This is a genomic window from Photobacterium kasasachensis (assembly GCF_050336885.1).
Classification (GTDB): Bacteria; Pseudomonadota; Gammaproteobacteria; order Enterobacterales; family Vibrionaceae; genus Photobacterium; species Photobacterium kasasachensis.
This window is the reverse complement of sequence record NZ_JAKJSH010000007.1, coordinates 13177-39018: the sequence shown is the minus strand read 5'-3', so window position 1 is coordinate 39018 and position 25842 is coordinate 13177. Positions and strand designations below refer to the sequence as shown.

The following is a 25842-nucleotide window of genomic DNA, read 5'->3' as shown; positions in this document are numbered from 1 at the left end:
TGACAAAGGTGTCTGGTATGGTCGTTTGGGTATAGAGTATGCGATAGTGCTCGGAGAGGCTCCTAGAAAAAAGAAGATAATAAGAGTTGTATGAACATTCCTGAAGTAGGCTTCAATCACGCAAAAACGGCAAACCGAGAAATCGAGGTCATTGATCTGGAAGAAATATACCAGCGCACTCATGGCCTTAACCATACACCAACCCTGCCGCACCGTGTTAACTTCTACCTCCTCATTCATATTGAAGAAGGAGAGGGAAGCCATTTGATTGATTTTGTTAACTATCCTTATCAATCCGGGGCTTTTATTTCGGTTCAGAAGAATCAGGTTCATGCATTTGATTTTAGCCACAGGCCCAAAGGAAAAGTGCTACTGTTTACCCAGGCTTTTATCGATCAGGCCCTGGCTAATATGCGACTGCCTGAGTTTACTCCCATCCACCTCGAACATGCTTATCAACCAGTATTTACGCCGGACTCTGACGTGTTGAGCAGCAGCCAAAGTATTCTGGCAGAGATCGTCAAAGAGCTGAGTTATCAGAATGCGGATCCCCTCATTGCAATGTTCCTGTTTTCCTCACTGTCGTTAATACTTCGTCGCGCTATGCCTGAAAGCCACCATGACAGGTTGAGCAAAGATCAGCTGAGTAAGTTTTCCCGCTTTATTGAATTGCTGGAGAAAAACTTTCATTGTACCCGTGATGCAACGTATTACGCCGAGCAAATACATACCACCTACAAGACACTCAATCAGCTATGTAAACTGGCAACAAACCAAACAGCCAAGCAACTCATTGACGCTTACACGATTCTGGAGGCGAAACGACGGTTGGTATTAGATGGTTTGCCAACCCAGCAACTGGCCTATGATCTGGGTTTTGAAGATGCCAGTAACTTTGTAAAGTACTTTAAAAAGCATACTTTGCTAACGCCCTCCCGTTTTCAGAAGCAGTATTCAGCCAAGTGATTTCAAATTGAACCTATTCTTGGGTCCAGTTTAGAAGTTCGATATTGACCATTTTTCAGCGGGTACTGACCATGTGCCCCTTCCTTATTTTCATTACTATTTCCTCATTCCAACAAGAGGTGAACAAAATGAAAAAAGGCCTATCTGCCGTACTGGCTACCGCAGCCATCCTTTGTAGTGCCTGTACCAGTCAGATTTCAGCTGAAGAGGCGGAAATGAAACTTTCGAATAAAGATAAAGCTGTTGCGCTGCTCAATAGTATCGAAACGGGGGATCACCAAGCTATCAGCTATGTGAATCCTGATAATTACATCCAGCATAACCTTGCTGTAGGAGATGGACTAGCCGGGTTTGGTGCCGTACTCCAGGCGCTTCCTAAAGGTAGTGCAAGGGTTGATGTTAAGCGAGCCTTCCAGGATGGTGATTATGTCTTTACACATACTGACTATAACTTCTTCGGCCCTAAAGTCGGTTTTGATGTGTTCAGGTTTGAAGAGGGGCTGATTGTTGAGCATTGGGATAACCTAGCCGTGAAAACGTCGCCAAACCCTAGCGGCAGGACGCAGCTTGACGGCCAGACACAAGTTACGGATCTCGAAAAGACCGAGCAGAATAAAGCGCTGGTGGAAGACTTTGCCAGCACAATTCTCATGAAAGGTGATTATTCCCAGCTCGGACGTTTTATTGATAGTGGTGAGCAAGACTATCTGCAGCATAACTCTGTGATAGCCGATGGCCTGAGTGGCTTGGGGCAGGCACTGGAGCAGATGGCAGCTCATGGCATCAAGATGGTGTATGACAAGAATCATCTGGTGCTAGGAGAGGGCAACTTTGTCTTGAGCATCGGCGAAGGTAGCCTGGGCGGTGAACATGTTTCATACTATGACTTGTTCCGCATCGAGGACGGTAAAATCGTCGAGCACTGGGATACGATTGAGCCTATCCCTGCCAAAGACCAGTGGAAGAACAATAACGGCAAGTTTGGGTTTACTGCGCACTAAAAGTAACAGGAACAGGAGCAGGAACGTAAAGCGGCTACCTTTTTCAAGGTAGCCGCTGTTGAGGTAATGCTAGAGCCGAGTTGAAAATCTAGCTAGTCTTGAACTGGCCTACCAACTGTTTAAGCTCGGTACCGGCATGGTTCAGCTCGCTGACAACTTGTTCTGAGCTGCTGCTCGAATGGATAAGGTCGGTAACAATATCCTGGATAGCAACCATGTTGCGGTTGATTTCATCTGTCACTGAGCTTTGCTCGGTAGCCGCAGTGGCAATCTGGCTGGTCATGTCATTAATCGCTTCAACTGCACCGGTAACGGATGATAGGCTTTCGGTGATAGAGTTTGCAGCTCCTACCGCCTCGGTACATGTTGACTGGCTGTTGCTCATTGATGATACGGCCTGAGAAACCAGGGCATGAAGCTCATCAAGCATCTCTTTGATTTCCTGGGTACTCGACTGGGTACGGCTTGCCAGTCCACGAACTTCGTCGGCAACAACGGCGAAGCCTCGTCCTTGTTCACCTGCACGTGCTGCCTCAATGGCGGCGTTTAGTGCCAGTAGGTTAGTCTGCTCGGCAATTTCACCGATGACTTTCAGAACGTTATCAATCTTTTGTGATTGCTGGTTCAGAGAGTGGATGTGTTGGGCGGCCTGATCGACTTCGTCGACGAGCGCGCTGATGGAAACAACTGAAGTATCAACACGTTGCTGGGCAACATGGGAATCTTCGCTGGCATTGCTGGTGGCATTCGATACTTCGTTGGCATTCATTGCAACTTCGCTTGCCGCCGAGCTCATTTCAGTAACAGCCGTTACGATTTGCTCGGTTTCGTTATTGTGCTCCTGAAGCTGCTGGGTCAGGCGAATAGTCTGGTCATGAATATTGTTGGCAGCGCCGCTAACGTTATCAGTAACATCAGAAACCTGAGTAATGATCCCCTGTAGCTTGGCAACAAAACGGTTAAAGGCATTACCAAGCTCTGCAATCTCGTCATGGCCCTGAACTTCCAGACGGCGAGTCAAATCACCCTCACCATCGGCAATCTCGTTGAGTGTCTTGGCCATATTCTGAACCGGGCGAGTCATGCGGTTGGCAATGTACAGGATACAAATCACACTCAGTGCACCAAGCACCAACGAGCTGATTAATACAAGTTCAAAGCGCTCTGCCATGCTTGCAGAAGCCTGGGTATGGTAGGCATCGACCTGGGTGTCGATATCATCAATATAAAGACCGGTACCGATGAACCACTGGCCGTTATTAACCGCTGTCGAGTAGCTTAATTTCGGCTGTGGCTGGCCGCCGCTGCTTTTCGGGTAGCTATAGGCAACAAAACCACCTCCACTTTGAGCGGCTTTGATTAATCCCTTGATGTAGGCAACACCGTTAACATCAGTGTTGTTTAGTCGGTTTTGGTTGTGATTGGCAGGAGCGGTCGCATGCGCTACGTTGGTGCCTTTCATGTCATAAATGAAAAAGTAACCAGAGCGGTCATTGGCAAAACGAAGGGGAGTAAGCAGGGCGCGGACTTTCTCTAGTGCAACGCTAGGGTTGGTATTGTCGGCAAGAACGCCGTCAACAGCGTGCTGGGCGATGGTTGTCGCATCTTTTAGCTGGCTTTTTCGCTCGAGGATAAGACGTTCTTTGTAAAGGGTAACCTCTTCTTCTACAGCTTTATTCTCAAGTGTCACGATGATCCCAATCGCAACACTCATTATGATGAAAACCGGTAATATGCTTAGCAGCAATAGTTTGCTTTTTAACTGTAATTTATTCATAGCGACTCGGACTCTTCTACATTCATAATTATAATTTTGGGGGGTTATGAACTTCCCAATAAAGTATGTCGGCAGTGACGTTTAATTCTTTACAGGATGTTGTGTTATTTATACAGCTGTCAGTAAAAAAATGGGCTACAGCTCACAAATGAAGCGCCATTTTGCTTTCACAGGCAAAGAAAGGCAGGCAGAGAGCCGAGTTTGTTCGCTTTATGCGAAAAAGTGATTTAATTGTTATAAATATGCAAGGGGTATAACAGTTATTCTATGTCTGATTTGTTATGTTTTCTTGGTATTCTTTTTCGATCTTCTATTTAGCAGTCATGTTGCCAGCTATCTTCTTAGCGATCATATTGTAACGAGTGGCCAGGAGGCCACTATATGCATCAGGAGGGATGTTCGATGCTAGTAATTCGTCCGATTACTGAGGCCGATTTTCCGGCGCTTATGCGTTGTGCGGAAGAGTCAGGCCATGGGTTCACCTCGCTTCCGGTAAACGAAGAACTGATCCGGGGGAAAATTCAACACTCGCTGGAGAGCTTTGCCAAAGAGGTGAGTTCGCCAGGAATTGAAGGTTACTTGATGGTGGCCGAAGATACAGAAACCGGAGAAGTGGTGGGGACTACAGGTATCGAGGCCACGGTCGGACTCGATGTCCCTTTCTATAGTTACCATATAAGCAAAGTGGTGCATTCTTCGCGCAAGTTGGGAGTGCATAATATTGTCGAGCTGCTAACCTTCGGCAATAACTACACAGGTTGCAGTGAGATATGTACCTTGTTTTTACGTCCTCAGTGGCGCGAGGGACTCAACGGTCGTCTGTTATCTAAATGTCGGTTCCTGATGATGGGTGAGCACCCTCAGCGTTTTTCTAAAACCGTGTTTGCCGAAATGCGTGGTGTATCAGACGAAGAGGGGCACTCTCCATTTTGGGAGTGGCTGAGAGATCATTTCTTTTCTATTGAGTTTACCCATGCGGATTATTTGGTCGGGGTAGGGCAAAAAGGGTTTATTGCCGATCTTATGCCTAAACTGCCGATTTATGTCAGTTTACTCAGTGACGAGGCGCAGGAGGTAATAGGTCAGGTTCACGAAAAAACACGTCCGGCACTTCGTTTGTTGGAGAAAGAAGGATTTACCAACCGTGGTTATGCGGCTATTTTTGATGCCGGGCCAACAGTGGAATGCGATATGGTAAATATTCGCTCTGTCTACCAGGCGTTTCATTGCACAGTCGAAATAAGCGAGCATAGCAGTCAGTCTGATTATTTGGTCAGCAATACTGAATTTCAGGATTTCAGGGCTGTTGCCGGTAAGGTCGATGTGAACAAAGCGCTTTCCAAAGCGCGGATTTCCCCCGAAATGGCAGATGCCCTTCAAGTGAATGACGGTGATCAGGTTCGCTTGCTAGCGCAGTAGCCTCAGGGATTAGATGAAAAAAACAAGCCACGCAGTTGCGTGGCTTACTGAAGTCTTACATTGCCCAGAGCAGAATAGCGAGCAACTGAGGGGATAATATCCGCAAACACATGACAAGCGGGTAGACAGTGGCATATGACAGTGCCGATGCGCCACTCGTTGGGTGCAGGCCGTTGGCAAAGGCCAGCGCCGGTGGATCGGTCATTGAACCGGCCAACATGCCGCAGATAGTTAGGTAGTTAAGTTGGCCAAAGATGCGAGCAATGAAGCCGACCGTGATCAACGGGATCGCAGTGATCAAGATTCCGTATCCCATCCAACTTAGCCCGTCGCCATTAACCAAAGTCTCGATAAACCCACCCCCGGATTTCAGTCCGACAACAGCGAGGAAGAGCACGATACCGATCTCTCGCAGCGCAAGGTTGGCACTTGGCGGCATAAACCAGTACATCTTGCCGATACTGCCGATTCGGGCAAGGATTAGGGCGACGATCAATGGTCCACCCGCCAAGCCAAGCTTGATAGCTGCCGGAAAGCCGGGCAGATAGAACGGAATTGATCCCAGCAACACCCCGAGCCCGATACCGACGAAAACAGGGAGCATCTGAACTTGCTGAAGCTTTTGGTGAGCATTACCTACGATACCGCTCACCGCTTCAATGGCTTCCTGTTTGCCGACCAGGTTGAGAATGTCACCAAACTGCAAGGTAGACTGGCTGGTTGGCACTAACTCGACGCCGGCACGGTTGAGACGCGACACAACGACATCGTATTTTTCTTTCAGATCCAAGTCGCGGATCTTTTTGCCGAGTACGATCTCGTTGGTGACAACCAGACGCTGAACACGCAATTCTGTGCCGCGGGTTGAGAGTGAGGCGTCAACCTCTTCCCCAATAACCAGGCGTGCTTTTTCAAGTGCAGTCTTGTCGCCCACTAAGTGCAGTAGATCATTGGTTTCTATATGCGTGTTTTGTTTAGGAACATAGAGGCAGTCTTCGCGCTTGAGACGCGAGCAAACAATATCACCCTCGGTCAGTGCTGGAACATTCATCAGCATCAGCCCGTTTAGGTTGGGGTTCCTGACCGCGACGTTAATGGTGTGAAGGCTCTCTTTCTTATGGCCATTATGAATTTCAAATTCATCGGCCTCTTTGTTGACATTGACGCGAAAGGCGAGGCGGAGTGTCCACATTGTTAGCAAGATGCCGCAGATCCCGAACGGGTAAGCAACGGCGTAGCCCATACCGGTAAGATCGAGCATACCTTCCTGAGCGCCCAGCTCAGAGAGAATTTGCTGACCAGCACCCAGCGATGGCGTATTGGTGACCGCACCGGAAAATACCCCGAGAATAACGGGTAAAGGCACATCGAACAGCTGGTGCAGGGCGATGGTCACGAGACAGCCAAGCAAGACAATCAGTGCTGCAAAGCCATTTAGTTTTAGCCCCGAGCTTCTCAAGGAAGCAAAGAACCCTGGGCCTACCTGTATCCCTATTGTATAAACAAAGAGAATGAGGCCAAACTCTTGTATAAAGTGCAGGGTATTTGAATCGAGAGCGATGCCCCAGGTGCCGGTGAAGTGACCGACGAAAATGCCGCCGAACAGCACTCCGCCTATCCCTAAACCTACGCCATAGATACGCCAATTCCCAATCCAAAGCCCAAGCACCGCTACCAGCGCAAGAATGCTGATAGAGAGCGCAATGTCACTCATGGTGAGTCTCCTGGTTAATAAAAATTCTGTTCACCGCAATTTTTTCCATTATTGCTGGTGTGTGGCAACAATCCGCCGGGACGGTATTGTGACGCCAGGGGTAGGCTTATGAACTCAGTAAAGACTGATTTCGTAATAGATAACGAAAGGAGTGGTTAGGGAGTTTTGTCTACAGCTGGTGGAATCTCATTGTATTCTTTTTTTCATACCACATTGAAAAATCGAATTGCATGTATAAAAACGCTATCAGAGTTGTCGATGTAGTATGCCCATTTGGGATGTCGCCTTAACTTGATAAATAGTAATACCTTAAAATATAAAAGGTTTTAATAGCCAATATGCCAAATTGTGCAGTGCGCCTGATTCTAATTTGGTTAGGATAAGCCTTTGTTAATTAAGGGTTATAATTGTGTGATAAATCAAGGGTGACAACAATTCTCTCAATAATCTGACTTTGATTTTCTGTTTTTATGTCAGTGATTATTAATGAATCCGACTTGAACTAAGTCGAATTATTAAGGTTGTTAATTACAGTTTGATAAATATATTTGTGAAGTAACTCTGACAATTAACTGGTAATAACACTATTATCTAAGCCAGCTTTTAATTGATATAAAGCAGTATCAAGCCATGACTAATACCTGTATTTGATAACACTTATTAGACTGAACATGCTGTGTAAGTGGTGATGATTATCTCTGTCAAAAGCAAATCGTTATTGGTTGTGTTTTGAACACTGATTATGAAAACTTTGATTGTTTAGTTAGGGTATGTTTTAAAGAGTATGTTGTAATTAAATAGTATGGTTCAGTGATGTGAACCATACCAATGTTATACTCGGCGCCTTAGGTTCGAAGTTCGGTGTGCTTTGTTGGTTTTGCGGGGCGCAACTTATGTTCGGCGTTAGAGCTATAAAGGATAAAAAATGCTTCGGAGACTAGTCACGACATTAACCATCTTTACTTTTAGTGTTTTCTGTAAGGCGGCCGTTAATGTTGGTGAAATGCAACCAGGAGAAGTTCGAATAGAGTCTTGGGATGGGGTTCCGGTTGTCGTTCATAAGCGGTCCGAGAAGAGTATCAAAGAGCTCAATAAACTTGCTTCAGTCAATACCAATTTACCACTCTTAGAACATATTCTTCAGCATACGGCGCGAAGAAGTGGAAATGAATATGCCTCAGATCTGTTAAAGGGAACCTTGCCCCTAGAAAGCGAAGCGACACGCTCTATCCGCCCAGATGTACTTGTTGTAATGGGAATTTCTTCCACCTTTGGCTGCGCCGTAGACTATCTCCCCGAAAAAGAGCTGTTTATCGACCCCTGCTCAAAGGCGGAGTATCGCGCTGATGGCCGGATAATTCAGCCAAACGCTCGAGAGTTTTACCACTTATTAGTACCGCCACATTACTATGATAAGGATAACTTGATCCTTGGCTATGCCCCCGGAGACGAACGTAAGATAGTCGACTTTACACCTGATATTGAGTCCTTAAGTATCTCAAACGGTGAAAAGCTATTGGTGGCTCTCGAATGGAAAAAGTTTAAATTGGTTAAAGAACTGCTAAGAGATAAGACGGTTGTTAACTATAGAACTTCAACCGGTGCATCAGCCTTACATGTAGCAGCATCCAAGGCATCGCCAGATATTATTGAAATGATGATAGAGCGTGGTTTTAGAATTAATATTTTTACTGAAGATGGGATAACACCTATCCAAATCGCTCTTTTATTAAACAATGATGAAATAGCGATAACCTTATTAAAGCATGGCGCCAAAACCAGCAGTTTCTGTTCTTTATGGCAATGTACAACTGATTCAGCGGTATTGCTATCAAACATGAAATCAGAAATGAGCCTGACAGAATCAGAAGCATACATAGAATCACTTAAAGCTAAAGCGCTCTAACAGTGCAATCAGGAATACGCGTATAATCCGATGAATTTGATAGAGGATTCGATGTACTTCACTAACTCGAAACGGCAAGCGCTATGCCCGAGTGTGTTATTATGCAGGTCGTGCAGTTTGGATTATAAGGACAAAAGGTGTATCTGAGCATCTTAGACGCTATGTACACAATAGGTAGTACAAGCATTTTAGTTTTAGCCTTAATCACTATCGTGATGGCAGTTTTTAAAAAGTTGAGTCGTAGATTTGCCAAAGGGGTAGCTTCCATCATCCTCATTACAGTTGCAACTGCCTATGTGTTTCCAAACGTTGCTCGCACTGAACTACGGGATAGACTCACTCAGGAAATAATCAGTACAACATCAGAAAGACCTGTAGATAACAGTGCAGTTATCTCAGCACTAAAAGACATCACCTATGCTGAAGGAAGAAAATCACACCCTCTTGAGAGGTTTGGTTTTGAACTTCAAACTGCTAAGGACGTTATATATTTGGAGTTAGCTCGGGACTCGATAGACAGTAAAGCGTATTGGGTCTATTTTCCCAAATACCGGACTGGAGATGCCAATGAGATAGGTAAGATTCAGTTGAAATAGCCTAACACCATTGATCGACATAACAGAGCAGTCAAGATTACACGCTTTACTCAAAGAGGAATTGATGAAGTACCTATATGCATTCTTACCATTACTGTTAGCATCGTGCTCTTCGCAAGATGTCAAACAATGTGTTGATATTCAGTCTTGCGGCGCTCATATACACAATAATATTCAATCCCATTTGGTCATTAGCAACGCAGATATTGGTAAGACAGTTACGCTACGATTTTTGTTAAATGATGATACAGAGATCATTAAAACAGAAATCATCGAAAGCAGTGGGGATGAAAGGTTTGATTATTCAGTCATCAATGCCGTTAACAAGTCTTTCCCAGATGAACAATTGCTTGAGCTATCATCTGCTGATTATGAAAAAGTACGTAAGGTGAAGTTAACAGTATCACCACGCTAACAATAACTACTAAAACATCAAGTTAACGCGCACCATCCGGCGTCATAACACTGCGATGTACTTTAAAACACGACACAACTAAGGATTGGTTGAAATGATGAGAAAAGTGTTATTACCAATGCTAATCGCCTTGGGTATAGCATCCACATCTGTATGTGCTAAAGAAGCGTTGGATACTCCTGAGAATCTATCTGATGAGGATAAGTTGTATGGCCTGTCTTTGTTTTGGAAAGAGGCCAGCTACAACTTTGCTTATTTTGATCAAGTGCCTGAGCTAGATTTTGATAACGCTTACAGAGAATTTATACCAAAGGTATTAGCAACTGAAAATACTTATGAGTATTACCGTGAATTGATGAAATTCAGTGCATTATTGCATGATGGACATACCAATATTTACTTACCGAAAGGACTTTCTGATAGATATGTTGACTGGCCAGCAATAAAGGCCACGGAAGCTAACCACCAAGCTGTAATCACAGAAATTGATAAGAGATTACTAACTGAAATTCCTCTTGGCTCAACGATCATAACAGTCGAAGGCGTTGATTTAGACACATATCTAAAAACTAATATTATGCCTTACCTTTCAAGTTCAACAGAGCAAGCTTTGTGGAGTCATTCAGTAAGGGATATGTTAAAAGGATCGCCTGGCAGTCAAGTTAATTTCGCTATCCAACCCCCCTCGGGAGAGCAAAAAGCAATCACACTTAAGCGAAACTCACGACACATTAAAACTGAGACAGTTGCACTTAACTTGCCAGCTTCTAATGGTCATTTGTTTGAGTTTCGGTGGTTGGATAATCAAGTTGCTTACGTGGCGTTAAATAGTTTCAGCGATAGACAGATTTTGCATGACTTTAAGTTAGCTTACGAAGATATAAAACAATCTGAAGGTCTCATTATTGACCTCAGGTTCAACGGTGGTGGTAATTCTGGTATAGGTGCCGAGATATTATCCTACTTTGCCAATCAAGATTTATCTGGATCGGCTTGGAAAATAAGGAAACATATCGCGGCCTACAAGGCATGGGGTTATAAAGAGTATGCTCAAGACAACGCGTGGGAGTCTGGCTCTATGTCGATGCTGAAAGCCAAGAGTGATAGTCACATAGTACCTACCGTGGTGCTGATTGGCAGACACACAGCGTCTGCTGCAGAGGACTTTTTGATCTACGCAGATAAATTGCAGCACTTCACGACGATCGGCGAGCGAACTTATGGCAGCACAGGGCAACCCATTTTCGTTGATTTGCCCGGAGGGGGCTCTTTCAGGGTGTGTACCAAACGAGATACTTACCCTGACGGAAGAGATTTCGTTGGTTTCGGCATCAGCCCCAATATACTCATTGAACAAATGCCAGAGCACTTAAAATCAGAAGAAGATGTTGTGCTTAATGAAGCCATTCAGAAATTGAATGGCATGTTGAACACACCGAGCTGACGTCATGTTTCAAGGAGGAATATTGAAAGCGATATCTGTGGTGTCCCCCTAGGGAGATATGATTGCAAGTGGTGAAAAAACACTGGAAATACGTTCGTGGAAACCAGACGTTATCCCGATGATGGACGTTGCGTTAGTCCAAAACAAGACCCCTTTGCATCAAGATGGTCAGGAAGATCCTAATGGGTATGTAGTTGCAATCATAGATATTGTTGGTTGCAAACCTTGGTTAATAGAAGGCAGCAGGCGAGCCGGGTGTGATGAGTCTGAGTTTACTTCAGGGTATCTTGCCTGGGAAATCAGTAATATCAGGAAACTCAGCAAACAGGTTAATGTTACTGCCAAACGTAAGTTCTATACCTTGACTAATTCAGAAGCAAAAGCGATAGCAAAATGGTCAGAAACATAACCAAATTGCGAAGTGCCGTACTGGTTCGGAGGGGCTTCGCTTAGAAGCCTCTCAATCTAGCCATTACTTTAATACGTTAAGCTAGGGTCAATACACTGGTAGGATTGTCCAATGCTGTCATTACGCTCTAGCAGCTGACGTGTTAAGTCAGCAACATCAATGCGGTTGATTAACCCGTGCACTTCTGTGTCCTGAGATAGCTGCGCTTGCCCCGATGCCGTACCATCTTTCAAACCGCCTGGGCGCAGAATCGTAAAATCAAGCTTGCTGCTCTTTAACCAGGCTTCGGCCAGAGATTTTTCTCTTACGGCTGCCCCGAACGCCGCCTTGGCACCATCCGACAGGTATTGCCATGATTCGCCGCAGCCTAATGATGTCACAAGCAGAAAGCGTGAAATGCCACGGCTTTCGAGTGCGTCAATCAGGTATCGGTGGCCGATATAATCGACCGGCACATCGGCCCGGAAACTGCCCATAGTCGAGACTACCCAACTATCCGTCGGCAAGCTATCGACAGCTGCCTGTACCTCATGCTGAACGGTTGCATCACAGGATATTGTCAGAATGCCTAGCTCGGCCAGGCGCGCGTTTTTGCCGGGGTTTCTGGCAATGCCGATAACCTTATAGTCGTGGCTGTGGAAATACTCGGCCATAGCAGCACCCAGTCCGTTAGCCGCTCCCCAAATTGCGATAGTTTTCATACTTACCTCACAGTGATAATGAGAATAGTTTGCATCTTTGGGTGGGATATTGCCAGAATAGAGTTCAGAAATCTCATTACAACGACCTCAAAATAACCACGGATGGGATGTTCGGCATCTCGTTTTACGATAGCTTTGTACACGATGTTTATTCAAATAGGTTGCGCATTAGATAATGTCTTGAAAAATAACATGTTCGCGTATATCTCATATCCTTTCTATAGTTGTTCTAACGGGGGTACAGACGCTATAGGAAACAAGAGTAGAACGCCTTTCATCTTCCGCCGCTAGGCGCTCGTAAGATCTGTATTATTCAGGCGGGAGGAGGTGGAAATAATGCCTAAGTTCATAGATACTCATCCAATGGAACCATTCACCGCAGATGAGCTGAAGAAGTTACAAAATGCGGCCCCGGATGAATTCGGGGTAACTCATCATGACATTTTGTTTAGCGAGAAAGACAACAAGATATACTGTGTTTTAGATGCCCCGAATGCAGAAGCGATCCATAAGCATCATGAGAAGGCAGGAATCAAATGCGATTGGGTCTGCGAAGTACAGTCAACACGCGAATGAAGCGGACTTAGATATAGGGAGGCGAAAGCCTCCCTAGCTTTCAAAAAATTACTGATTGACAATCAGATTTCCATATATGACGATGATTGCATGAGAACGAATATCACGCACTACCAAGTACGAATTATCATCATTCCATAGGAATGGTGGGATTGTTGATGCGTTTTATTTGTCGAACCCACCCAGAAGAGGTGGGTTTTCTGTATCTGCCTCTTGGGATTACTCTCATTGGAAGGAGATATCATGAAGAAAATTGCAGTTTTCGGTAAGCCCGGCAGCGGAAAATCCACCATGAGCAAAGCGCTTGCGTCAGCGACTGGGATACAGTTATACCAACTAGATTCAATAGTGTATAAGAAGAATGGTGAACAAGTAGAACGCAAGGCATTCGATGAAGCGCATCAAAACATCTTGTCTTCTGACAGTTGGATAATTGATGGGTTTGGTCCTATGGATTCATTTAATAAGCGTTTGGAAGCGGCTGACACCTTGGTTTACATTGATCTGCCATACCTGACTAGCTACTGGTTTGTCACCAAGCGACTTCTAAAAGGGCTCGTCGTAAAACCTGAAGGTTGGCCTGATGGTAGCTCAGTGTTGAAAGGCACTTTGGAAAGCTACAAAGTATTAAGGCTATGCCCGAAATTCTGGAACGACGACTTCATGCGTAGGCTAAGAGAAAAGTCGAACAGCAAAACGGTATACATAGTTCAGACAGTTTCAGAATTAAACGACTTTGTTCATAAGCATGTAGAATAGGCGCTAAGCACTTCAGGTGTCCCATGACACTCGTCGGTTTTGCGTAGCGCACCTTATTGCAGGCGTTCGTTGAGTTGAGGAATCATCAATGGTAATAATTCGAAACTATAAAGAAAGTGACGCGAGAGCATTATGGGATATATTTTTCCACACTGTACGACATATCAATTCCCGTGATTATTCCCAGGAGCAGGTAGAAGCGTGGGCACCAGAATCATTCGACTTTGATGTTTGGAAAAAACGGATGAAAAGTATTGACCCTTTTGTTGCAGAAATCAATGGAAATGTAGTCGGTTATACGGATCTACAAAGCAACGGACTCATTGACCATTTCTTCTGCCATCATAAATGCCAAAGGCAAGGTGTTGGAAGAGCATTAATGGAGCATGTGTTTGCCTCGGGCAAGCAAGTAGGCATCACGCGATTCTATTCAGAAGTCAGTATAACTGCGAGACCATTTTACGAGCGTTTTGGCTTTTCTGTTGTTCAAGAACAACTCGTTGAAGTAAGAGGCCAAAAGCTCTGTAACTTTGTTATGGAAAAAAATAGCTAACTAAGCAATCAAGGCAACCCGCCACACTCATAGGTGCTGGATGTATAGTTCGGAGTGTTTTGGTGGTTTAGAGGGGCACACCATATTGCTTGTGTTAGGGCTCAGGAGTAAAAGTGGATATAAGTATCAAATCGTTATTTCAGCATTATTTAAAGCAGCTCGAGATAATTGTCACAAAAATCCCACAGGACGATTTTTCGGCGTCGTTAACCGATGACATGTTTTCGTTAGCGATGAATACAAAGATAGCGACAAACTTTGCGTTACGGGGGTATTGTCCTTTATTGGGACTTGACGTTGTTTCATTTGATAGCGTTAGCGTTGATAAGAAGGCTGTCCTGGAACAAATCTCGAAAACACTCAACTATCTTGATGAGTCAAGAGAAGTCAACAATCTGAATAGCCAGATAACCGTTACTGACAAAGCGGGGTTTGCTGAAATAAACTTGTCTCAACCAGCGTTCATCCATCAGTATATACTTCCTAATTTTTACTTTCATATCAGTATGGTATATGCGATAGCAAAATCTAAAGGCGTAGTACTGAGTAAAGCCGATTTTGATGGGCTTCATTCTTATCCGTCAGGTTTCAGCTTCGTACAACAACACTAGCGTCCGGTTGCACACATCGGTTTTGAAATGAAGGGCGGTGTACCTGGTTCGCTCACTGTCGCACAACTGATGTTCGGCGTTAGGCCTCAAGGAGATTTTTAAGTGAAACCGACAGAGATAGGAAAAGCATACAATCAAATAACGCATCTTTGGGAGAGTAATGACTTCGATATCAACAATGGTATTGAACAGCACAAGAGAGCGGTTACTTTTGCAAAGGGGCGTGGACATGCGCTGGATATCGGCTGTGGTTGTACGGGGCGTTTTATCGAGTTGCTGTTAGACGAGGGCTTTAGCCCCTCTGGTATAGATGTATCAGCAGACATGTTGGACATTGCTCGTCAGCGGCACCCGAACATCAATTTTGTTCAGGCAGATATTTGCGAGTATTCACTGGATGAAAAGTACGATTTTATCACGGCATGGGACAGTATCTGGCATATACCTTTGGCTGAGCAACGCAATGTGCTTACCAAAATCGTCGCAAGCCTGAATGTGGGTGGGGTGTTTATCTTTTCTTTTGGTGGTACCACCAAAGAAGGTTCTCACACCGATAGCTTTATGGGGCCTGAAGTGTACTACTCCTCGCTGGGTACGAATAGCTTCTTGCAGCTATTCATTGAGCTTGGCTGTGTTATCCGGCACTTAGAGTTTGATCAACACCCAGAGCTTCATGCTTACCTTATCGTAGAAAAAGCCTGACAAGGAAAAAATGGACATTCGGCAGTATACAAAGCAACACCGAGACAGCTGTATTAAGGTATTTGATAGCAATGTAGGCAAATACTTTTCACCCTCAGAACGGGAAGAGTTCATTGAATACCTCGATTCATTTAATGAGCGCTGCGACTACTATGTGTATATAAGAGATGCCCGAGTAGTGGCATGCGGTGGGGTAGGCATTAACTCAACAATCGCATCACTGACTTGGGGAATGGTTCATAGAGACTTTCATGGCCAAGGCATAGGAACCGTTCTAACCGATTATAGGCTGTCTCAATTGCACTCTAATCCGGCTATCGAAGTAATTAAAATTGAAACTTCTCAACATACCGAGGGCTTTTATCGGAAACGAGGGTTTATCACCACCCATGTGATTAAAGATGGCTTTGGCCAAGGTATTGACTGCGTGTCGATGGAACTCAAGGTAGTGCCATCGCCAGTTAGCTAATTAGACAATCAAGGTGATACTGTTGACTCCGGGTCTGCCGCCAGTTTCTGGCAACGGGCTATCAAGAGCTTCTGTAACCATAGGTGGGCCAGATCATTCTCCCTGTTTTCATGCCAGAAAAGCGTATAGGAGAGTGGGGGGAGTGAATAGGGCAGAGGGATCACCGTCAAATCCAACTGGGTGGCAATATGGCTGGCATATAGACTGGGCGCGGTCAGGATCAAATCGGTGTGGCTGCACAATTCCGCCGCGCTATTAAAGTCGGGCACGAACAGGGCAACATCCCGCTCCAGCTGGCTTTCTGCTAGTTTGACATCTAACAACCAGCGTTCATTTTTATAGTATTTAGTCACTATATGTCGCTGGGCGATGTAGGCCTCTAAATCCCATTTTTCTGACAGCACCGGGTGACGCGAGTTGACGATGCAGCACAGTTTGTCCTGATACAGCTCGGCAGAGAGTATTCCTTTGGGCGGGGTGAGTGTACGCTCTGCATCTTCCGGGTTTAGATCCTTGCCTGTAATGGCAAAATCCAGCTCGCCTCTTTGAAGTTGCCCGAACGTATCAGAGCCCCAGTTACAGGTATCAATAGTGAGATGGGGAGCGGTTGAGAATACTTCACCAATAAAATGGGGAAACAGCAGGGTATAGATACTTTCGACTACCGCCATCTGAAAGCTTCGTGTACTTTGCGATGGCTCAAACGTCGTGGGTGCTGTCATCTTTTCGATGTCAAACAATAGTTTTGCCAGCATAGGTTTCAGCTCTTTGGCCCGGGGTGTTGGCTCCATACCGTAACCGGCACGTTGCAGTAACGGATCGTCAAATAGCTCTCTGAGCCTGGCCAGGCTTTTGCTGATCGCCGACTGGCTCAGATTCAGATGCTCGGACGCCTTGCTGACATTGTTATGCTCCAGCAGAACATGCAGGCAAACCAGCAGATTTAGATCGAGTCTCGCTAATTTCTCAAAAGACATCTCATTAATTCCTTATCTATTCTTGCTGGGAATACATGGGGTGAATTTAAACCATTTTTGTTCATACATCTATTTTTCTACACTTCTAATGACGACAAACATCGTCCACGTATCACGAATAAAATTACCTCAGTACACGCTGAGCACAGAGCTACCCTGAAGGAGGAATTATGTTTGAACTGGCATTAACGATTGGTATCGGTTTGCTCGGCGGGATCGCGGTTGGCACCCAGGCTCCGATTGCAGGCGCCATGTCACAACGTGTCGGTGGCGCAGCAAGTAGCTTTATCGTCCATCTGGGCGGATTAATCGCCTCGCTGATCCTCCTGCTTTCCCGACGGGGAGAAGATATCGCCCAATGGCGTGAACTGCCCTGGTATATGTTGGGCTGCGGTGCCTTCGGCTTGGTACTGTACCTGTCTATTAGCCACACAATACCGAAACTTGGCGCCGTTTCAGCCATCACCTTAATCATTGTCGGCCAGCTTCTTGCGGGTGTCGTTATTGATTATCTGGGTGCTTTCGGCACGATTGCACGAGGGCTAGAGATGTATCGGATGCTTGGTATCGCACTTTTATTTGCCGGTGCCTATCTCGTCATTCGATAATTGCCGCCATTCCTGTCTATCAACACGCCCTAGTCATTTATGAAAATTTTAGTTACCGGCTCTGCCGGTCGGATTGGACGTCATATCTATATCCATTTAATGCGTCATCACCAGGTGGTAGGACTGGATATGGTTCCCTGCTCAACCGCCGACTTTGTCGGCGACCTTCGGGATCGCGATTTCGTTCGCTCGGCACTGCAAGGAGTTGATGTCATTGTGCATACGGCATCTTTGCATGCGCCCCATGTTGGCTTGCGCTCTGATCAAGAGTTTGCCGAGATCAACATAGAGGCGACAGAGCAATTAGTCACAATGGGGATCGAGCTTGGCATCAGCCACTTTATTTATACTAGTACGACCGCACTATACGGCTATGCGTCGACGCCAAATGGCCGAACCGGTTGGATCACCGAAACAGTGACACCGCAGCCAAGAACCGTCTACCATCGTACCAAAATCCAGGCTGAGAACCTGCTACAGCGTATCTCAAGGGAGACCTCACTGCCTGTTACCGTGTTACAGATGTCGCGGTGCTTTCCCGAACCCGCCGATATGATGGCCGTCTACCGCCTGACCCGTGGTATCGATGCCAGAGATGTCGCCTCGGCCCATGGATGTGCCATTAATACACGTCCTGAGGGTTTTAACCGCTATATCCTGTCGGCAAAAACACCGTTCCGCCGCCAGGACTGTTCATTGTTATACCAGCAGGCTGATGCCGTGATCAGCAAGTACGAGCCTGAACTCGCCGCGGCGTTTCAGCGTCGGGGATGGACATTGCCCAAAATGCTAGATCGGGTATACGACTCATCGCAGGCACAACAGGTGCTCGGATGGCAGCCTCGCTATGGTTACAACAGCGTGCTGGCACAGCTGGACAATGAAGTTGCCGAGGTGCTTCCAGTCTCTATTGTTGATAATAAATTCAGGTTATCATTTTAATAATTGTTGATAATTTCAGATTATGTTAGTGGCGCCATATAATGACCCCATCAAAACAAGTGACGATTTAATCAACCGAGTTTGGGGTACGTTATGAAAATGAATCATGTGGGTATTATGGTCGGCGATATGGATAAAGCTGTTGAGTTTTATACCAATGCGCTTGGCCTTAAAGTCGTTATGGGCAATACCAAAGTTGAAGAAGAGCGTGAAACAGCAATCGGCAGAATGTGTGTGGCCGTTTTTGGCGAAGGCTTTAAAGGGTTTAACATTGCACATCTTGTCACCACTGACGGTATTGGCGTTGAGTTGTTTGAAATGAAGGAGCGCCAGGAGCGTCATAACGTTGATTTTTCCCGCATCGGCATTTTCCATTTTTGCCTTCAGACTGATGACTTCCAGGGTGTTATCGAGCGTACTGAAAAGTTTGGCGGAAAAGTACGCATGGATATTATGCGCTATCACCCAGAAGATGATAGCAAACCAGCCCAAATGGTTTATCTGGAAGACCCGTTTGGCAACCTCTTTGAGCTGTATTCTCACACGTATGAAGAGACATACTCATCTGACTATGAGTAATAGATAAAAATGTAGAGAAGGGCTGGCCAAGTGTCAGCCCTTTTTGGGGTTTAATACATTTAGGTGAGCTAGAAATTAGTGACAGTACTAATTATCGAGGCGCTTTTTGTTTTCATTGATGATTATGTTATAACATAACAAAACAGCAGTTAGTCAACAGCATGAAAAATCATCCAGTTCTCTATATTCGGCACAGTATCAATTTATTCGGACAAGCTCCTCGCTTAGTCAGGAACGTCCTCTGCCTGCTCTCAAGTTACCATCATTTATTACGATGACCTGTTAAGAAACAATGCCTTTGGGCGCTAGCTGTATTTGTTGCACCGAGCGTTGAGGCCCATCCCCATTCCTGGATTGATATGAAGACCTATATCGAAGGCAAGGATGGGATGATCACTGGTTTTAAAATGGAATGGTCGTTTGATGCGATGACTTCGGCCTACATGCTTGATAGTGAAGATATTTCCCCGGTGTTCTCCTGAGTGTCTTGCCTGCCCCTAGTAAATTCATAATGCCTTAAAATATGCTTGTCGATATTAATTGATATGTTATAACGTATCAATTGGTGGGGCGATACCATACCAGGTAGGTAGATGGACAAGATCAGCACAATTATTGAGCATGCAGAGCAGAGTTGTAAGGCGCGTGGAAGACTACTGACGTCAAAGCGAAAACTTGTGCTACGCGCGCTGGTTCACGCCAGTAAGGCGCTTTCTGCTTATGAACTGGTGGATTACTGTAAAACACATTTTGATCAGAGTATTCAGGCGATGTCGGTCTATCGGAGCTTGGATTTTCTTGAAGGTGAGCGTTTAGCCCATAAGCTTAAGGTCTCAAACAAATACATCGCTTGTTCTCATATTCTCTGTGATCATGAACATGGCATTCCCCAATTTTTAATTTGCTCTAAGTGCAACAAAATCAGCGAGCAAACCATTGATTCTGCAATGATCACAGGCCTTCAATCCAACGCTCGCCAAGAAGGCTTCACCGTTATAAACCCTCAACTCGAGATTAACTGCGTTTGCGATGACTGTGCCGAGTAATGCTTGAATGTGTTGCTGCTGCGACAAGGTCCCTATGCACGCACTTTACATACTTAGTTTGTCTACCTATTGGGCTCATCGTCAGCCTCAGGTTGTTGAAAAAACAGCGCATAACCCAGCAATTCGTTATGCCATTCGCGATCGCGGTTTTATCCGAGAAGGTTATTACGCTGATTTAGTACTGGTGGATGCTCAATCCCCGACCATGGTCACCCATGAAAACAGTCTGTATCACTGTGGATGGTCGCCTTTTGCTGGTCATGAGTTTTCAGCACAGATCAAAAACACTTGGGTAAATGGTGATTTGGTGTATGCCAATCAAAGGGTAAGGGGAAACCCAAATTCAGCAATGCGACTGTCTTTCGAACGATAACGATACTTTCTGAACAGTAAAGTCACCTTATAAAGAGAAATCAATATGTTAAGAAGAAACCCAAACGGCCACATGCCTGAGGTGTCGGAAACGGCATTTATCGATCCTACTGCGATCATCTGCGGCAAAGTGATCATTGAGGATAATGTATTTATTGGCCCTTATGCGGTCATTCGTGCAGATGAGGTGAATGAGCAAGGGGATATGGAAGCTATCGTGATTAAGCGCGATACCAATATTCAAGATGGCGTTGTTATCCATTCTAAAGCGGGAGCAGCGGTGAATATTGGGGAGCGTTCATCGATTGCTCATCGATCCATCATTCACGGTCCTTGTGAGGTCAGCGATGATGTATTTATTGGCTTTAACTCGGTTGTATTTAACGCTGTTATTGGCAATGGTTGCGTTATTAGGCATAACTGTGTGGTGGATGGGCTAGACTTGCCTGAGAATTTTCATGTGCCGCCGATGACAAATATCGGTGCAGGTTTTGATTTGAATAGTATTTCGACAGTGCCGCCAGAGTACTCGGCGTTCTCCGAGTCTGTAGTCTCTGCAAACCATACGCTTGTTCAAGGCTATAGGAGAATTGCCAATGAGCTCTGACAGTAAACAAATTTTAGGTGTGCCAACCAACATCATTACTGGCTTTCTTGGGGTGGGTAAAACCACCGCGATTCTTAATTTAATGAAGGATAAACCAGATAACGAACGCTGGGCAGTGTTGGTCAATGAGTTTGGGGAAATAGGCGTTGATAGTAGCTTACTCCAAGGCCAGCAGAGTGAAGAACAACAGGTGTTTATTCGTGAAGTGCCGGGAGGTTGCATGTGCTGTGCAGCTGGTTTGCCGATGCAAATTGCTCTTAATCAGCTGTTGTCGGAAGCTAAACCCGATCGATTGTTGATTGAGCCGACTGGCCTAGGCCATCCCAAAGAGGTTCTGCAAGTGCTGTCCTCTGAGCATTATAAAAAAGTGCTCTCTCTGCAAAAGAACGTGACCTTGGTGGATGCACGCCAACTAGCCGATGAGCGCTATACCAACCATGATACTTTTAATCAACAAATAGCGATTGCTGATACTGTGGTTGGGAATAAGTCAGATCTCTATCGAAATGGTGACAAAGAGAAGCTCAACGCTTATGTTGCTGAGTTTGGTCGTCCGAATACCCAGGTGATCTTCGCCCAACATGGTGATATTCCTTTTGCTGAGTTTGAGGGTGAGACAAGCATTCACGAGCACCCTCCACACCACCATCATCATGGTCATAATAAGCCTCTCGCTTCAGAAGAACCTATGCCAGAGAGTGGTGTGCTAAGAGCGATGAATAAAGGAGAAGGCTTTCATAGTATCGGCTGGCGCTTCTCACCAGATAAGATTTTCAGTCGTCAGAAGCTTATCTTACTGTTGGTTGAGTTGAACGTAGAGCGTATGAAAGCCGTGTTTATTACGGAAAGTGGCATTTTTGGTTATAACCAGACGCCAGATGGGTTGACCGAAGTGGAACTGGATGATTGCGATGAAAGCCGTATTGAGCTGATCTCCGATACAATTTTAGAGACGTTTGAAGCACAGCTTCTAAGTTGTGTTGAGGATGGTAGTCATCGTGTATCTGAATACGCAGAGTAAGAGTTTCATTTATTGATACCTCCTTTGCGATGACTCGTAGAGGCTAAAAAGAAAAGGCTCACACGGTTTTAATCAAGCGTGTGAGCCTTTCTTGTATTGCATCAAAAAGAGCGAATTAATCGCGCCTGATTTGTTCAGAATGACAATGAAGCCGGCATATCACGCGGTAATTTTTACTATCACTACAAGACGAATTAAGTACCTTATTTGCATTGTTTCGAACCTGACTGTAAGAGCAACTTAAAGAATTAGGGTTTAGCGTCGAGGTTAATTGTTATGCCTTGGTGGAATATTTTACTAATTGCGTATACGCTAAAAGGTAACTGATAGCAATATATGTTAAACAAGTGATAAACAACTTTTTAACTATCAGCAATATGAGTGGACGAATTATTTAATATGTGAATCTTTAAGGATAGAGGATGAATCATATGCCCATTTCATTTCGGCGCAACCTGATATTCTGCTTGTTTATCGTGCCAGTAGTACTGCTTGCTTTCTCCACTAACGTCTCAGCAGCACAGGATGGCTACACACTAAAGGTTGGCCGTCTCACATCATCACCGCGTAAGGATTTAGCTGAATTTAGCGTATTTACTGATTATTTAGCTAAGCGGTTACAACATGCCGGAGTTAGCGGTGGCAAGGTTGTATTTGCCCGCGACATTAATGAAATGGCCCTGTTGATCAACAACAAGCAGGTGGATGTCATTTCTGACTCACTCTATCCCCAATTACAGTTACGAAAAATCAGCAATCTAGATTTCCTGTCTAACGAGCACCGTGACGGTGTCTCAAGTTATCACTCGATTTTGGTCACCCGCAAGGATAGCGGTATCAATCAGTTGAGTGATTTAAAAGGCAAGATGATCGCCTTCGAAGATGAGACTTCAACACCTTCGTACTTTGTTCCCCGGGTAATACTTACTCAAACAGGCATGATGTTGGTTAAAGGGACGCCAAGCCCTGAGCAGGTGGGTTATACCTTTGCTCGGGAAGAGATCAACATAACTAAGTGGGTACACTCAGGCAAAGTTGCCGTTGGTGCCTTAAGTAGTAAAGACTGGACGAACCCCAAGCGGGTTCCGCCTGCGCTGAAGGCGGATCTGCGGATCATGTACCGCAGCGCTGAGTTTCCCCGCTCCATACTGGCCGTTCGTACCGATCTGGATCCTCAACTGATGCGTGCGTTGCGTAACACTCTGCTGGAAACAACGATGACTGTGGAGGATAAGGCTGAAATCTACCCTTATCGCAGTGTCACAGGCTTTTCACCCGTAATGAACGACAAATTCGATTGGTTTGAAACACATATTACCGACATAGATACTTCATTGCATCGCAAGGACTAATATACATGCGTCTTCATTGGCGAGTATCTTTGATCACCGCAGTGATATTAATTGCTCTCGTGATCACCTTACAGCAATCCACACTGTGGATGGTGGATCGATATGTTGGTCAATCGATGGAGCAACAGTTCAAACGAATTGGCTCGCAGCTATATAACGCTCATACCATCCAGACGTTGCAGATGCTGGACTTTACTCGTGGCAGCCTGCGACAGCCGGTCTACACGTTGGATATCGACTTGATTGCTGAGCTCGTTCACGCGCTAAAAAGTCAGGAAGATGTATTGGAGGTCATGATATTTGATGCTGAGCTGTCTGTTTTGCATGATGGTGAATTTGAAAGTCTTGGCCAGCCACTGACGTCGGCACTCGTTCGCCTAATGGCATACCCTCGTCTGAGCCAAGAGTATTCACAAGCCGAGTTAGCGAGCATAGTGCGTAAGCGGTTAAGCCAGTCGCAATCGTCAGAAAGTTATATGCTTCTTAGGGTCGGTAATTTACAGCTCTTTCAGGTACCTATAGTGCTGAATAGCGAGGTGCTCGGTTGGCTGCTCCTGCTGGCCGATTTTGAGGCGGTTGAGCAGCTTGTTCAAGTAACCCATCAAGATACTACGACGGCGTTAGTTAAAGGGAAACAAGCTGGCTCGCTCCTTGCCACGAAGCTATCGGTAATCTGGATAATAATTAGCCTATTGGTTTTGGTTTATATACTGATTCGAGTGACGGCGCCATTGCGCCTGCTAGCAGCAGAAATGCCAAAAGTAGCCAGAAGAAAGGCACGCAGTAAGCTCAATATCCAACGCAATGATGAAATAGGCGAGCTGGCGACCGCATTTACTAACATGGTCAACGAGCTAAAAAAAACCACTGTCTCGCGGGATGAGTATCGCCGGCTATCTAACCAGGACTATTTAACCGGGCTGGCCAATCGGCGATACTTTGAATTAAGAGTTGACGGCTACCTCAAGAGCAAGCTGTCAGAAGATGAGCTTGCGGCAGTGGTAAGCATTGATCTGGATGACTTTAAGCAGATCAATGATACCAAAGGACACGTTATAGGCGATGAGATGCTTAAGAGTGTCGCTAGGCGGTTGAAAAGCAGTTTTCGAGGAAGCGGTAGCGATATTGTCGCCCGGATCGGTGGTGATGAGTTCATGGTTTTTGTGACTGGCTTTTCAGATCAGGAGCAGGTGAAACGTGTGGCAGAGCACTTGTTGCAAATCGTGACGGAGCATCCTTACCAATTAGCTGATACCGAGGTGCGAGGTTATTGCAGTGTTGGCGTGGCTATTGCGCCCGAGCACGGAAGCACCTATGAGTCTTTGTCGAAGTGTGCCGATGAAGCCATGTATGTCGCCAAACACTCTAGTAAGAACCAATACCAGCTTTATAATAAGCAGTTAAATGCTAAGCGCTCTAGGCAAAATCAAATACAGCTAGCCCTGCATGAAGCGCTCAAAAATGGCGAGCTGTACCTGCACTATCAGCCTCAGGTGGAGCTGCGTAGTGGAAAAGTGATCGGCTGCGAAGCTCTTGCACGTTGGCAGAGCTCAGCTCTTGGGACAATCTCGCCTACAGAGTTTATTCCGATTGCCGAAAGCTCCGGTATGATCATTCAGATTGGTCGATGGGCACTCGAAGAGAGTTTGCGCCAGCTAAGCATTTGGCGTTCCCAAGGATTGACTGAATTGTGTATCGCAGTCAACCTCTCCAGTAGACAGTTTACCGACGATGGGCTGATCCCGTTAATCGATATGCTGCTGGCCAAATACTCGCTGCCGGGTAAGTGTGTAGAGCTTGAAATCACCGAGAGCATGTTAATCAATGACACCGAGAAAGCCTTATTCACGATGACTCAGCTTACAACTCGTGGAATCCGACTTGCCATTGATGACTTTGGCACGGGCTATTCGAACCTGAGTTATTTGAGTCAGCTGTCTGTTCATCGCCTTAAAATCGATCGCTCGTTGTTGCCGAAGAACAGAAACGAACAGCAGAGTATTACGATCATCAAAGCAATTATTCATATGGGACATGCTTTGGGTCTAAACGTCCTTACGGAAGGGGTAGAAACTCATGAGCAAGCACAATTTTTATGTGAGCTTGGCTGTGATAATGGCCAGGGGTTTTACTTTGCTCGTCCGCTACCGGGTGATAAGTTTCTTAGTTTCTGTTGTCAATCGTCGACTGTTTAGTAGGCTAATGTAATGGCTTATTGAACGTCATATCAGGATATTTAACTGAGTAATTAACTCCAGCTAATAACAATACAAAAGGGCTGGCAACATAAACCAGCCCCGATTACTGTAACTATTCCGTT

Annotated in this window: 26 protein-coding genes and 2 pseudogenes; 24 read left to right on the top strand and 4 right to left on the bottom strand. The window is 45.4% G+C overall.

The genetic code is table 11. The features are described from left to right. The first annotated feature begins 90 nt into the window (after positions 1–90). Complete coding sequence (locus L4D19_RS10095; RefSeq protein WP_428452354.1) at positions 91–966, top strand: AraC family transcriptional regulator; 876 nt, start codon at positions 91–93, stop codon at positions 964–966. Positions 967–1094: 128 nt separating this feature from the next. Further along, entirely contained in the window at positions 1095–1967 is an 873-nt protein-coding gene (locus tag L4D19_RS10090) for a nuclear transport factor 2 family protein (protein WP_428452353.1), read from the top strand. Between the two features lie 88 nt (positions 1968–2055). Here the strand turns inward: L4D19_RS10090 and L4D19_RS10085 are convergent, their stop codons facing one another. Continuing rightward, on the bottom strand, positions 2056–3744 hold the full coding sequence (locus L4D19_RS10085) for a methyl-accepting chemotaxis protein (RefSeq protein WP_428452352.1): 1689 nt from the start codon (positions 3742–3744) through the stop codon (positions 2056–2058). A 402-nt stretch (positions 3745–4146) separates the two neighbouring features. On the opposite strand from L4D19_RS10085, the gene astA reads away from it, so the two are divergent. Continuing rightward, the gene (gene astA, locus L4D19_RS10080) at positions 4147–5163 is read left to right on the top strand and encodes an arginine N-succinyltransferase (RefSeq protein WP_428452351.1); all 1017 of its coding nucleotides are present in this window, start codon (positions 4147–4149) and stop codon (positions 5161–5163) included. A gap of 55 nt (positions 5164–5218) precedes the next feature. On the opposite strand, the gene L4D19_RS10075 is transcribed toward astA, so the two are convergent. Then, complete coding sequence (locus L4D19_RS10075) at positions 5219–6877, bottom strand: putative transporter (RefSeq protein WP_428452350.1); 1659 nt, start codon at positions 6875–6877, stop codon at positions 5219–5221. A gap of 925 nt (positions 6878–7802) precedes the next feature. Here L4D19_RS10075 and L4D19_RS10070 point away from each other — a divergent pair. From L4D19_RS10070 to L4D19_RS10050, 5 genes are all read left to right on the top strand, one after another. Continuing rightward, entirely contained in the window at positions 7803–8783 is a 981-nt protein-coding gene (locus L4D19_RS10070; RefSeq protein ID WP_428452349.1) for an ankyrin repeat domain-containing protein, read from the top strand. Positions 8784–8920: 137 nt separating this feature from the next. Then, a complete protein-coding gene (locus L4D19_RS10065) occupies positions 8921–9379 on the top strand; it encodes a hypothetical protein (RefSeq protein ID WP_428452348.1) in 459 nt (152 codons plus the stop codon). A 64-nt stretch (positions 9380–9443) separates the two neighbouring features. After that, the gene (locus L4D19_RS10060) at positions 9444–9794 is read left to right on the top strand and encodes a cell envelope integrity TolA family protein (protein WP_160651289.1); all 351 of its coding nucleotides are present in this window, start codon (positions 9444–9446) and stop codon (positions 9792–9794) included. Positions 9795–9888: 94 nt separating this feature from the next. Beyond that, positions 9889–11238 (top strand): S41 family peptidase, encoded by a 1350-nt coding sequence (locus L4D19_RS10055; RefSeq protein ID WP_428452347.1) that lies wholly within the window; start codon positions 9889–9891, stop codon positions 11236–11238. 58 nt (positions 11239–11296) lie between these two features. Continuing rightward, complete coding sequence (locus L4D19_RS10050) at positions 11297–11647, top strand: ASCH domain-containing protein (RefSeq protein ID WP_428452346.1); 351 nt, start codon at positions 11297–11299, stop codon at positions 11645–11647. Between the two features lie 68 nt (positions 11648–11715). Here L4D19_RS10050 and L4D19_RS10045 read toward each other — a convergent pair whose 3' ends face one another. After that, a complete protein-coding gene (locus L4D19_RS10045; protein WP_428452345.1) occupies positions 11716–12348 on the bottom strand; it encodes an SDR family NAD(P)-dependent oxidoreductase in 633 nt (210 codons plus the stop codon). A 336-nt stretch (positions 12349–12684) separates the two neighbouring features. On the opposite strand from L4D19_RS10045, the gene L4D19_RS10040 reads away from it, so the two are divergent. From L4D19_RS10040 to L4D19_RS10015, 6 genes are all read left to right on the top strand, one after another. Beyond that, positions 12685–12924, top strand: coding sequence for a nickel-binding protein (locus tag L4D19_RS10040; RefSeq protein WP_075762109.1), 240 nt, complete (start codon positions 12685–12687; stop codon positions 12922–12924). A gap of 243 nt (positions 12925–13167) precedes the next feature. After that, positions 13168–13683, top strand: coding sequence for a P-loop NTPase family protein (locus L4D19_RS10035; protein WP_428452344.1), 516 nt, complete (start codon positions 13168–13170; stop codon positions 13681–13683). Between the two features lie 88 nt (positions 13684–13771). Further along, positions 13772–14236, top strand: a complete 465-nt coding sequence (locus tag L4D19_RS10030; RefSeq protein ID WP_428452343.1) for a GNAT family N-acetyltransferase — start codon at positions 13772–13774, stop codon at positions 14234–14236. A 113-nt stretch (positions 14237–14349) separates the two neighbouring features. Further along, positions 14350–14847 carry a DUF1993 family protein gene (locus L4D19_RS10025; RefSeq protein WP_428452342.1) on the top strand — a complete coding sequence of 166 codons (498 nt, stop codon included), beginning with the start codon at positions 14350–14352 and terminating at the stop codon, positions 14845–14847. A 102-nt stretch (positions 14848–14949) separates the two neighbouring features. After that, positions 14950–15549 (top strand): class I SAM-dependent methyltransferase, encoded by a 600-nt coding sequence (locus L4D19_RS10020; RefSeq protein WP_428452341.1) that lies wholly within the window; start codon positions 14950–14952, stop codon positions 15547–15549. A gap of 10 nt (positions 15550–15559) precedes the next feature. Beyond that, complete coding sequence (locus L4D19_RS10015) at positions 15560–16018, top strand: GNAT family N-acetyltransferase (RefSeq protein ID WP_428452340.1); 459 nt, start codon at positions 15560–15562, stop codon at positions 16016–16018. An 8-nt stretch (positions 16019–16026) separates the two neighbouring features. Here the strand turns inward: L4D19_RS10015 and L4D19_RS10010 are convergent, their stop codons facing one another. Then, positions 16027–16995: a LysR family transcriptional regulator gene (locus L4D19_RS10010; RefSeq protein ID WP_428452339.1), complete on the bottom strand. Its 969-nt coding sequence runs from the start codon at positions 16993–16995 to the stop codon at positions 16027–16029. A gap of 170 nt (positions 16996–17165) precedes the next feature. Here L4D19_RS10010 and L4D19_RS10005 point away from each other — a divergent pair, with 170 nt between their 5' ends. From L4D19_RS10005 to L4D19_RS09960, 10 genes and pseudogenes are all read left to right on the top strand, one after another. Beyond that, the gene (locus tag L4D19_RS10005; protein ID WP_075762103.1) at positions 17166–17603 is read left to right on the top strand and encodes a DMT family transporter; all 438 of its coding nucleotides are present in this window, start codon (positions 17166–17168) and stop codon (positions 17601–17603) included. Between the two features lie 39 nt (positions 17604–17642). Beyond that, the gene (locus L4D19_RS10000; protein WP_428452338.1) at positions 17643–18545 is read left to right on the top strand and encodes an NAD-dependent epimerase/dehydratase family protein; all 903 of its coding nucleotides are present in this window, start codon (positions 17643–17645) and stop codon (positions 18543–18545) included. 93 nt (positions 18546–18638) lie between these two features. Next, entirely contained in the window at positions 18639–19124 is a 486-nt protein-coding gene (locus tag L4D19_RS09995) for a VOC family protein (RefSeq protein WP_428452337.1), read from the top strand. 305 nt (positions 19125–19429) lie between these two features. Then, positions 19430–19594, top strand: a pseudogene (locus L4D19_RS09990) (DUF1007 family protein); the annotation flags it as partial. 123 nt (positions 19595–19717) lie between these two features. Continuing rightward, on the top strand, positions 19718–20170 hold the full coding sequence (locus L4D19_RS09985) for a Fur family transcriptional regulator (RefSeq protein ID WP_428452336.1): 453 nt from the start codon (positions 19718–19720) through the stop codon (positions 20168–20170). A gap of 88 nt (positions 20171–20258) precedes the next feature. Further along, positions 20259–20543: pseudogene (locus tag L4D19_RS09980) on the top strand (amidohydrolase family protein); the annotation flags it as partial. A 45-nt stretch (positions 20544–20588) separates the two neighbouring features. Further along, the gene (locus L4D19_RS09975; RefSeq protein WP_428452335.1) at positions 20589–21149 is read left to right on the top strand and encodes an LbetaH domain-containing protein; all 561 of its coding nucleotides are present in this window, start codon (positions 20589–20591) and stop codon (positions 21147–21149) included. After that, positions 21139–22170, top strand: coding sequence for a CobW family GTP-binding protein (locus tag L4D19_RS09970; protein ID WP_428452334.1), 1032 nt, complete (start codon positions 21139–21141; stop codon positions 22168–22170). The genes L4D19_RS09975 and L4D19_RS09970 overlap by 11 nt, the downstream gene beginning before the upstream one ends. 431 nt (positions 22171–22601) lie before the next feature. Beyond that, on the top strand, positions 22602–23522 hold the full coding sequence (locus L4D19_RS09965; RefSeq protein ID WP_428452333.1) for a phosphate/phosphite/phosphonate ABC transporter substrate-binding protein: 921 nt from the start codon (positions 22602–22604) through the stop codon (positions 23520–23522). A gap of 5 nt (positions 23523–23527) precedes the next feature. Next, positions 23528–25717 carry a putative bifunctional diguanylate cyclase/phosphodiesterase gene (locus tag L4D19_RS09960; protein WP_428452332.1) on the top strand — a complete coding sequence of 730 codons (2190 nt, stop codon included), beginning with the start codon at positions 23528–23530 and terminating at the stop codon, positions 25715–25717. Positions 25718–25842 lie beyond the last annotated feature (125 nt).

Coding starts and splice junctions, on each gene's coding strand:
- L4D19_RS10000 (WP_428452338.1), top strand. CDS start 17,643: ATGAAAATTTTAGTTACCGGCTCTGCCGGTCGGATTGGACGTCATATC.
- L4D19_RS10075 (WP_428452350.1), bottom strand. CDS start 6,877: ATGAGTGACATTGCGCTCTCTATCAGCATTCTTGCGCTGGTAGCGGTG.
- L4D19_RS10090 (WP_428452353.1), top strand. CDS start 1,095: ATGAAAAAAGGCCTATCTGCCGTACTGGCTACCGCAGCCATCCTTTGT.
- L4D19_RS10015 (WP_428452340.1), top strand. CDS start 15,560: ATGGACATTCGGCAGTATACAAAGCAACACCGAGACAGCTGTATTAAG.
- L4D19_RS10010 (WP_428452339.1), bottom strand. CDS start 16,995: ATGTCTTTTGAGAAATTAGCGAGACTCGATCTAAATCTGCTGGTTTGC.
- L4D19_RS10085 (WP_428452352.1), bottom strand. CDS start 3,744: ATGAATAAATTACAGTTAAAAAGCAAACTATTGCTGCTAAGCATATTA.
- L4D19_RS10030 (WP_428452343.1), top strand. CDS start 13,772: ATGGTAATAATTCGAAACTATAAAGAAAGTGACGCGAGAGCATTATGG.
- L4D19_RS10070 (WP_428452349.1), top strand. CDS start 7,803: ATGCTTCGGAGACTAGTCACGACATTAACCATCTTTACTTTTAGTGTT.
- L4D19_RS09960 (WP_428452332.1), top strand. CDS start 23,528: ATGCGTCTTCATTGGCGAGTATCTTTGATCACCGCAGTGATATTAATT.
- L4D19_RS10055 (WP_428452347.1), top strand. CDS start 9,889: ATGATGAGAAAAGTGTTATTACCAATGCTAATCGCCTTGGGTATAGCA.
- L4D19_RS09995 (WP_428452337.1), top strand. CDS start 18,639: ATGAAAATGAATCATGTGGGTATTATGGTCGGCGATATGGATAAAGCT.
- L4D19_RS09975 (WP_428452335.1), top strand. CDS start 20,589: ATGTTAAGAAGAAACCCAAACGGCCACATGCCTGAGGTGTCGGAAACG.
- L4D19_RS10095 (WP_428452354.1), top strand. CDS start 91: ATGAACATTCCTGAAGTAGGCTTCAATCACGCAAAAACGGCAAACCGA.
- L4D19_RS09970 (WP_428452334.1), top strand. CDS start 21,139: ATGAGCTCTGACAGTAAACAAATTTTAGGTGTGCCAACCAACATCATT.
- L4D19_RS10035 (WP_428452344.1), top strand. CDS start 13,168: ATGAAGAAAATTGCAGTTTTCGGTAAGCCCGGCAGCGGAAAATCCACC.
- L4D19_RS10050 (WP_428452346.1), top strand. CDS start 11,297: ATGATTGCAAGTGGTGAAAAAACACTGGAAATACGTTCGTGGAAACCA.
- L4D19_RS10005 (WP_075762103.1), top strand. CDS start 17,166: ATGTTTGAACTGGCATTAACGATTGGTATCGGTTTGCTCGGCGGGATC.
- L4D19_RS10060 (WP_160651289.1), top strand. CDS start 9,444: ATGAAGTACCTATATGCATTCTTACCATTACTGTTAGCATCGTGCTCT.
- L4D19_RS10045 (WP_428452345.1), bottom strand. CDS start 12,348: ATGAAAACTATCGCAATTTGGGGAGCGGCTAACGGACTGGGTGCTGCT.
- astA (WP_428452351.1), top strand. CDS start 4,147: ATGCTAGTAATTCGTCCGATTACTGAGGCCGATTTTCCGGCGCTTATG.
- L4D19_RS09985 (WP_428452336.1), top strand. CDS start 19,718: ATGGACAAGATCAGCACAATTATTGAGCATGCAGAGCAGAGTTGTAAG.
- L4D19_RS10040 (WP_075762109.1), top strand. CDS start 12,685: ATGCCTAAGTTCATAGATACTCATCCAATGGAACCATTCACCGCAGAT.
- L4D19_RS09965 (WP_428452333.1), top strand. CDS start 22,602: ATGCCCATTTCATTTCGGCGCAACCTGATATTCTGCTTGTTTATCGTG.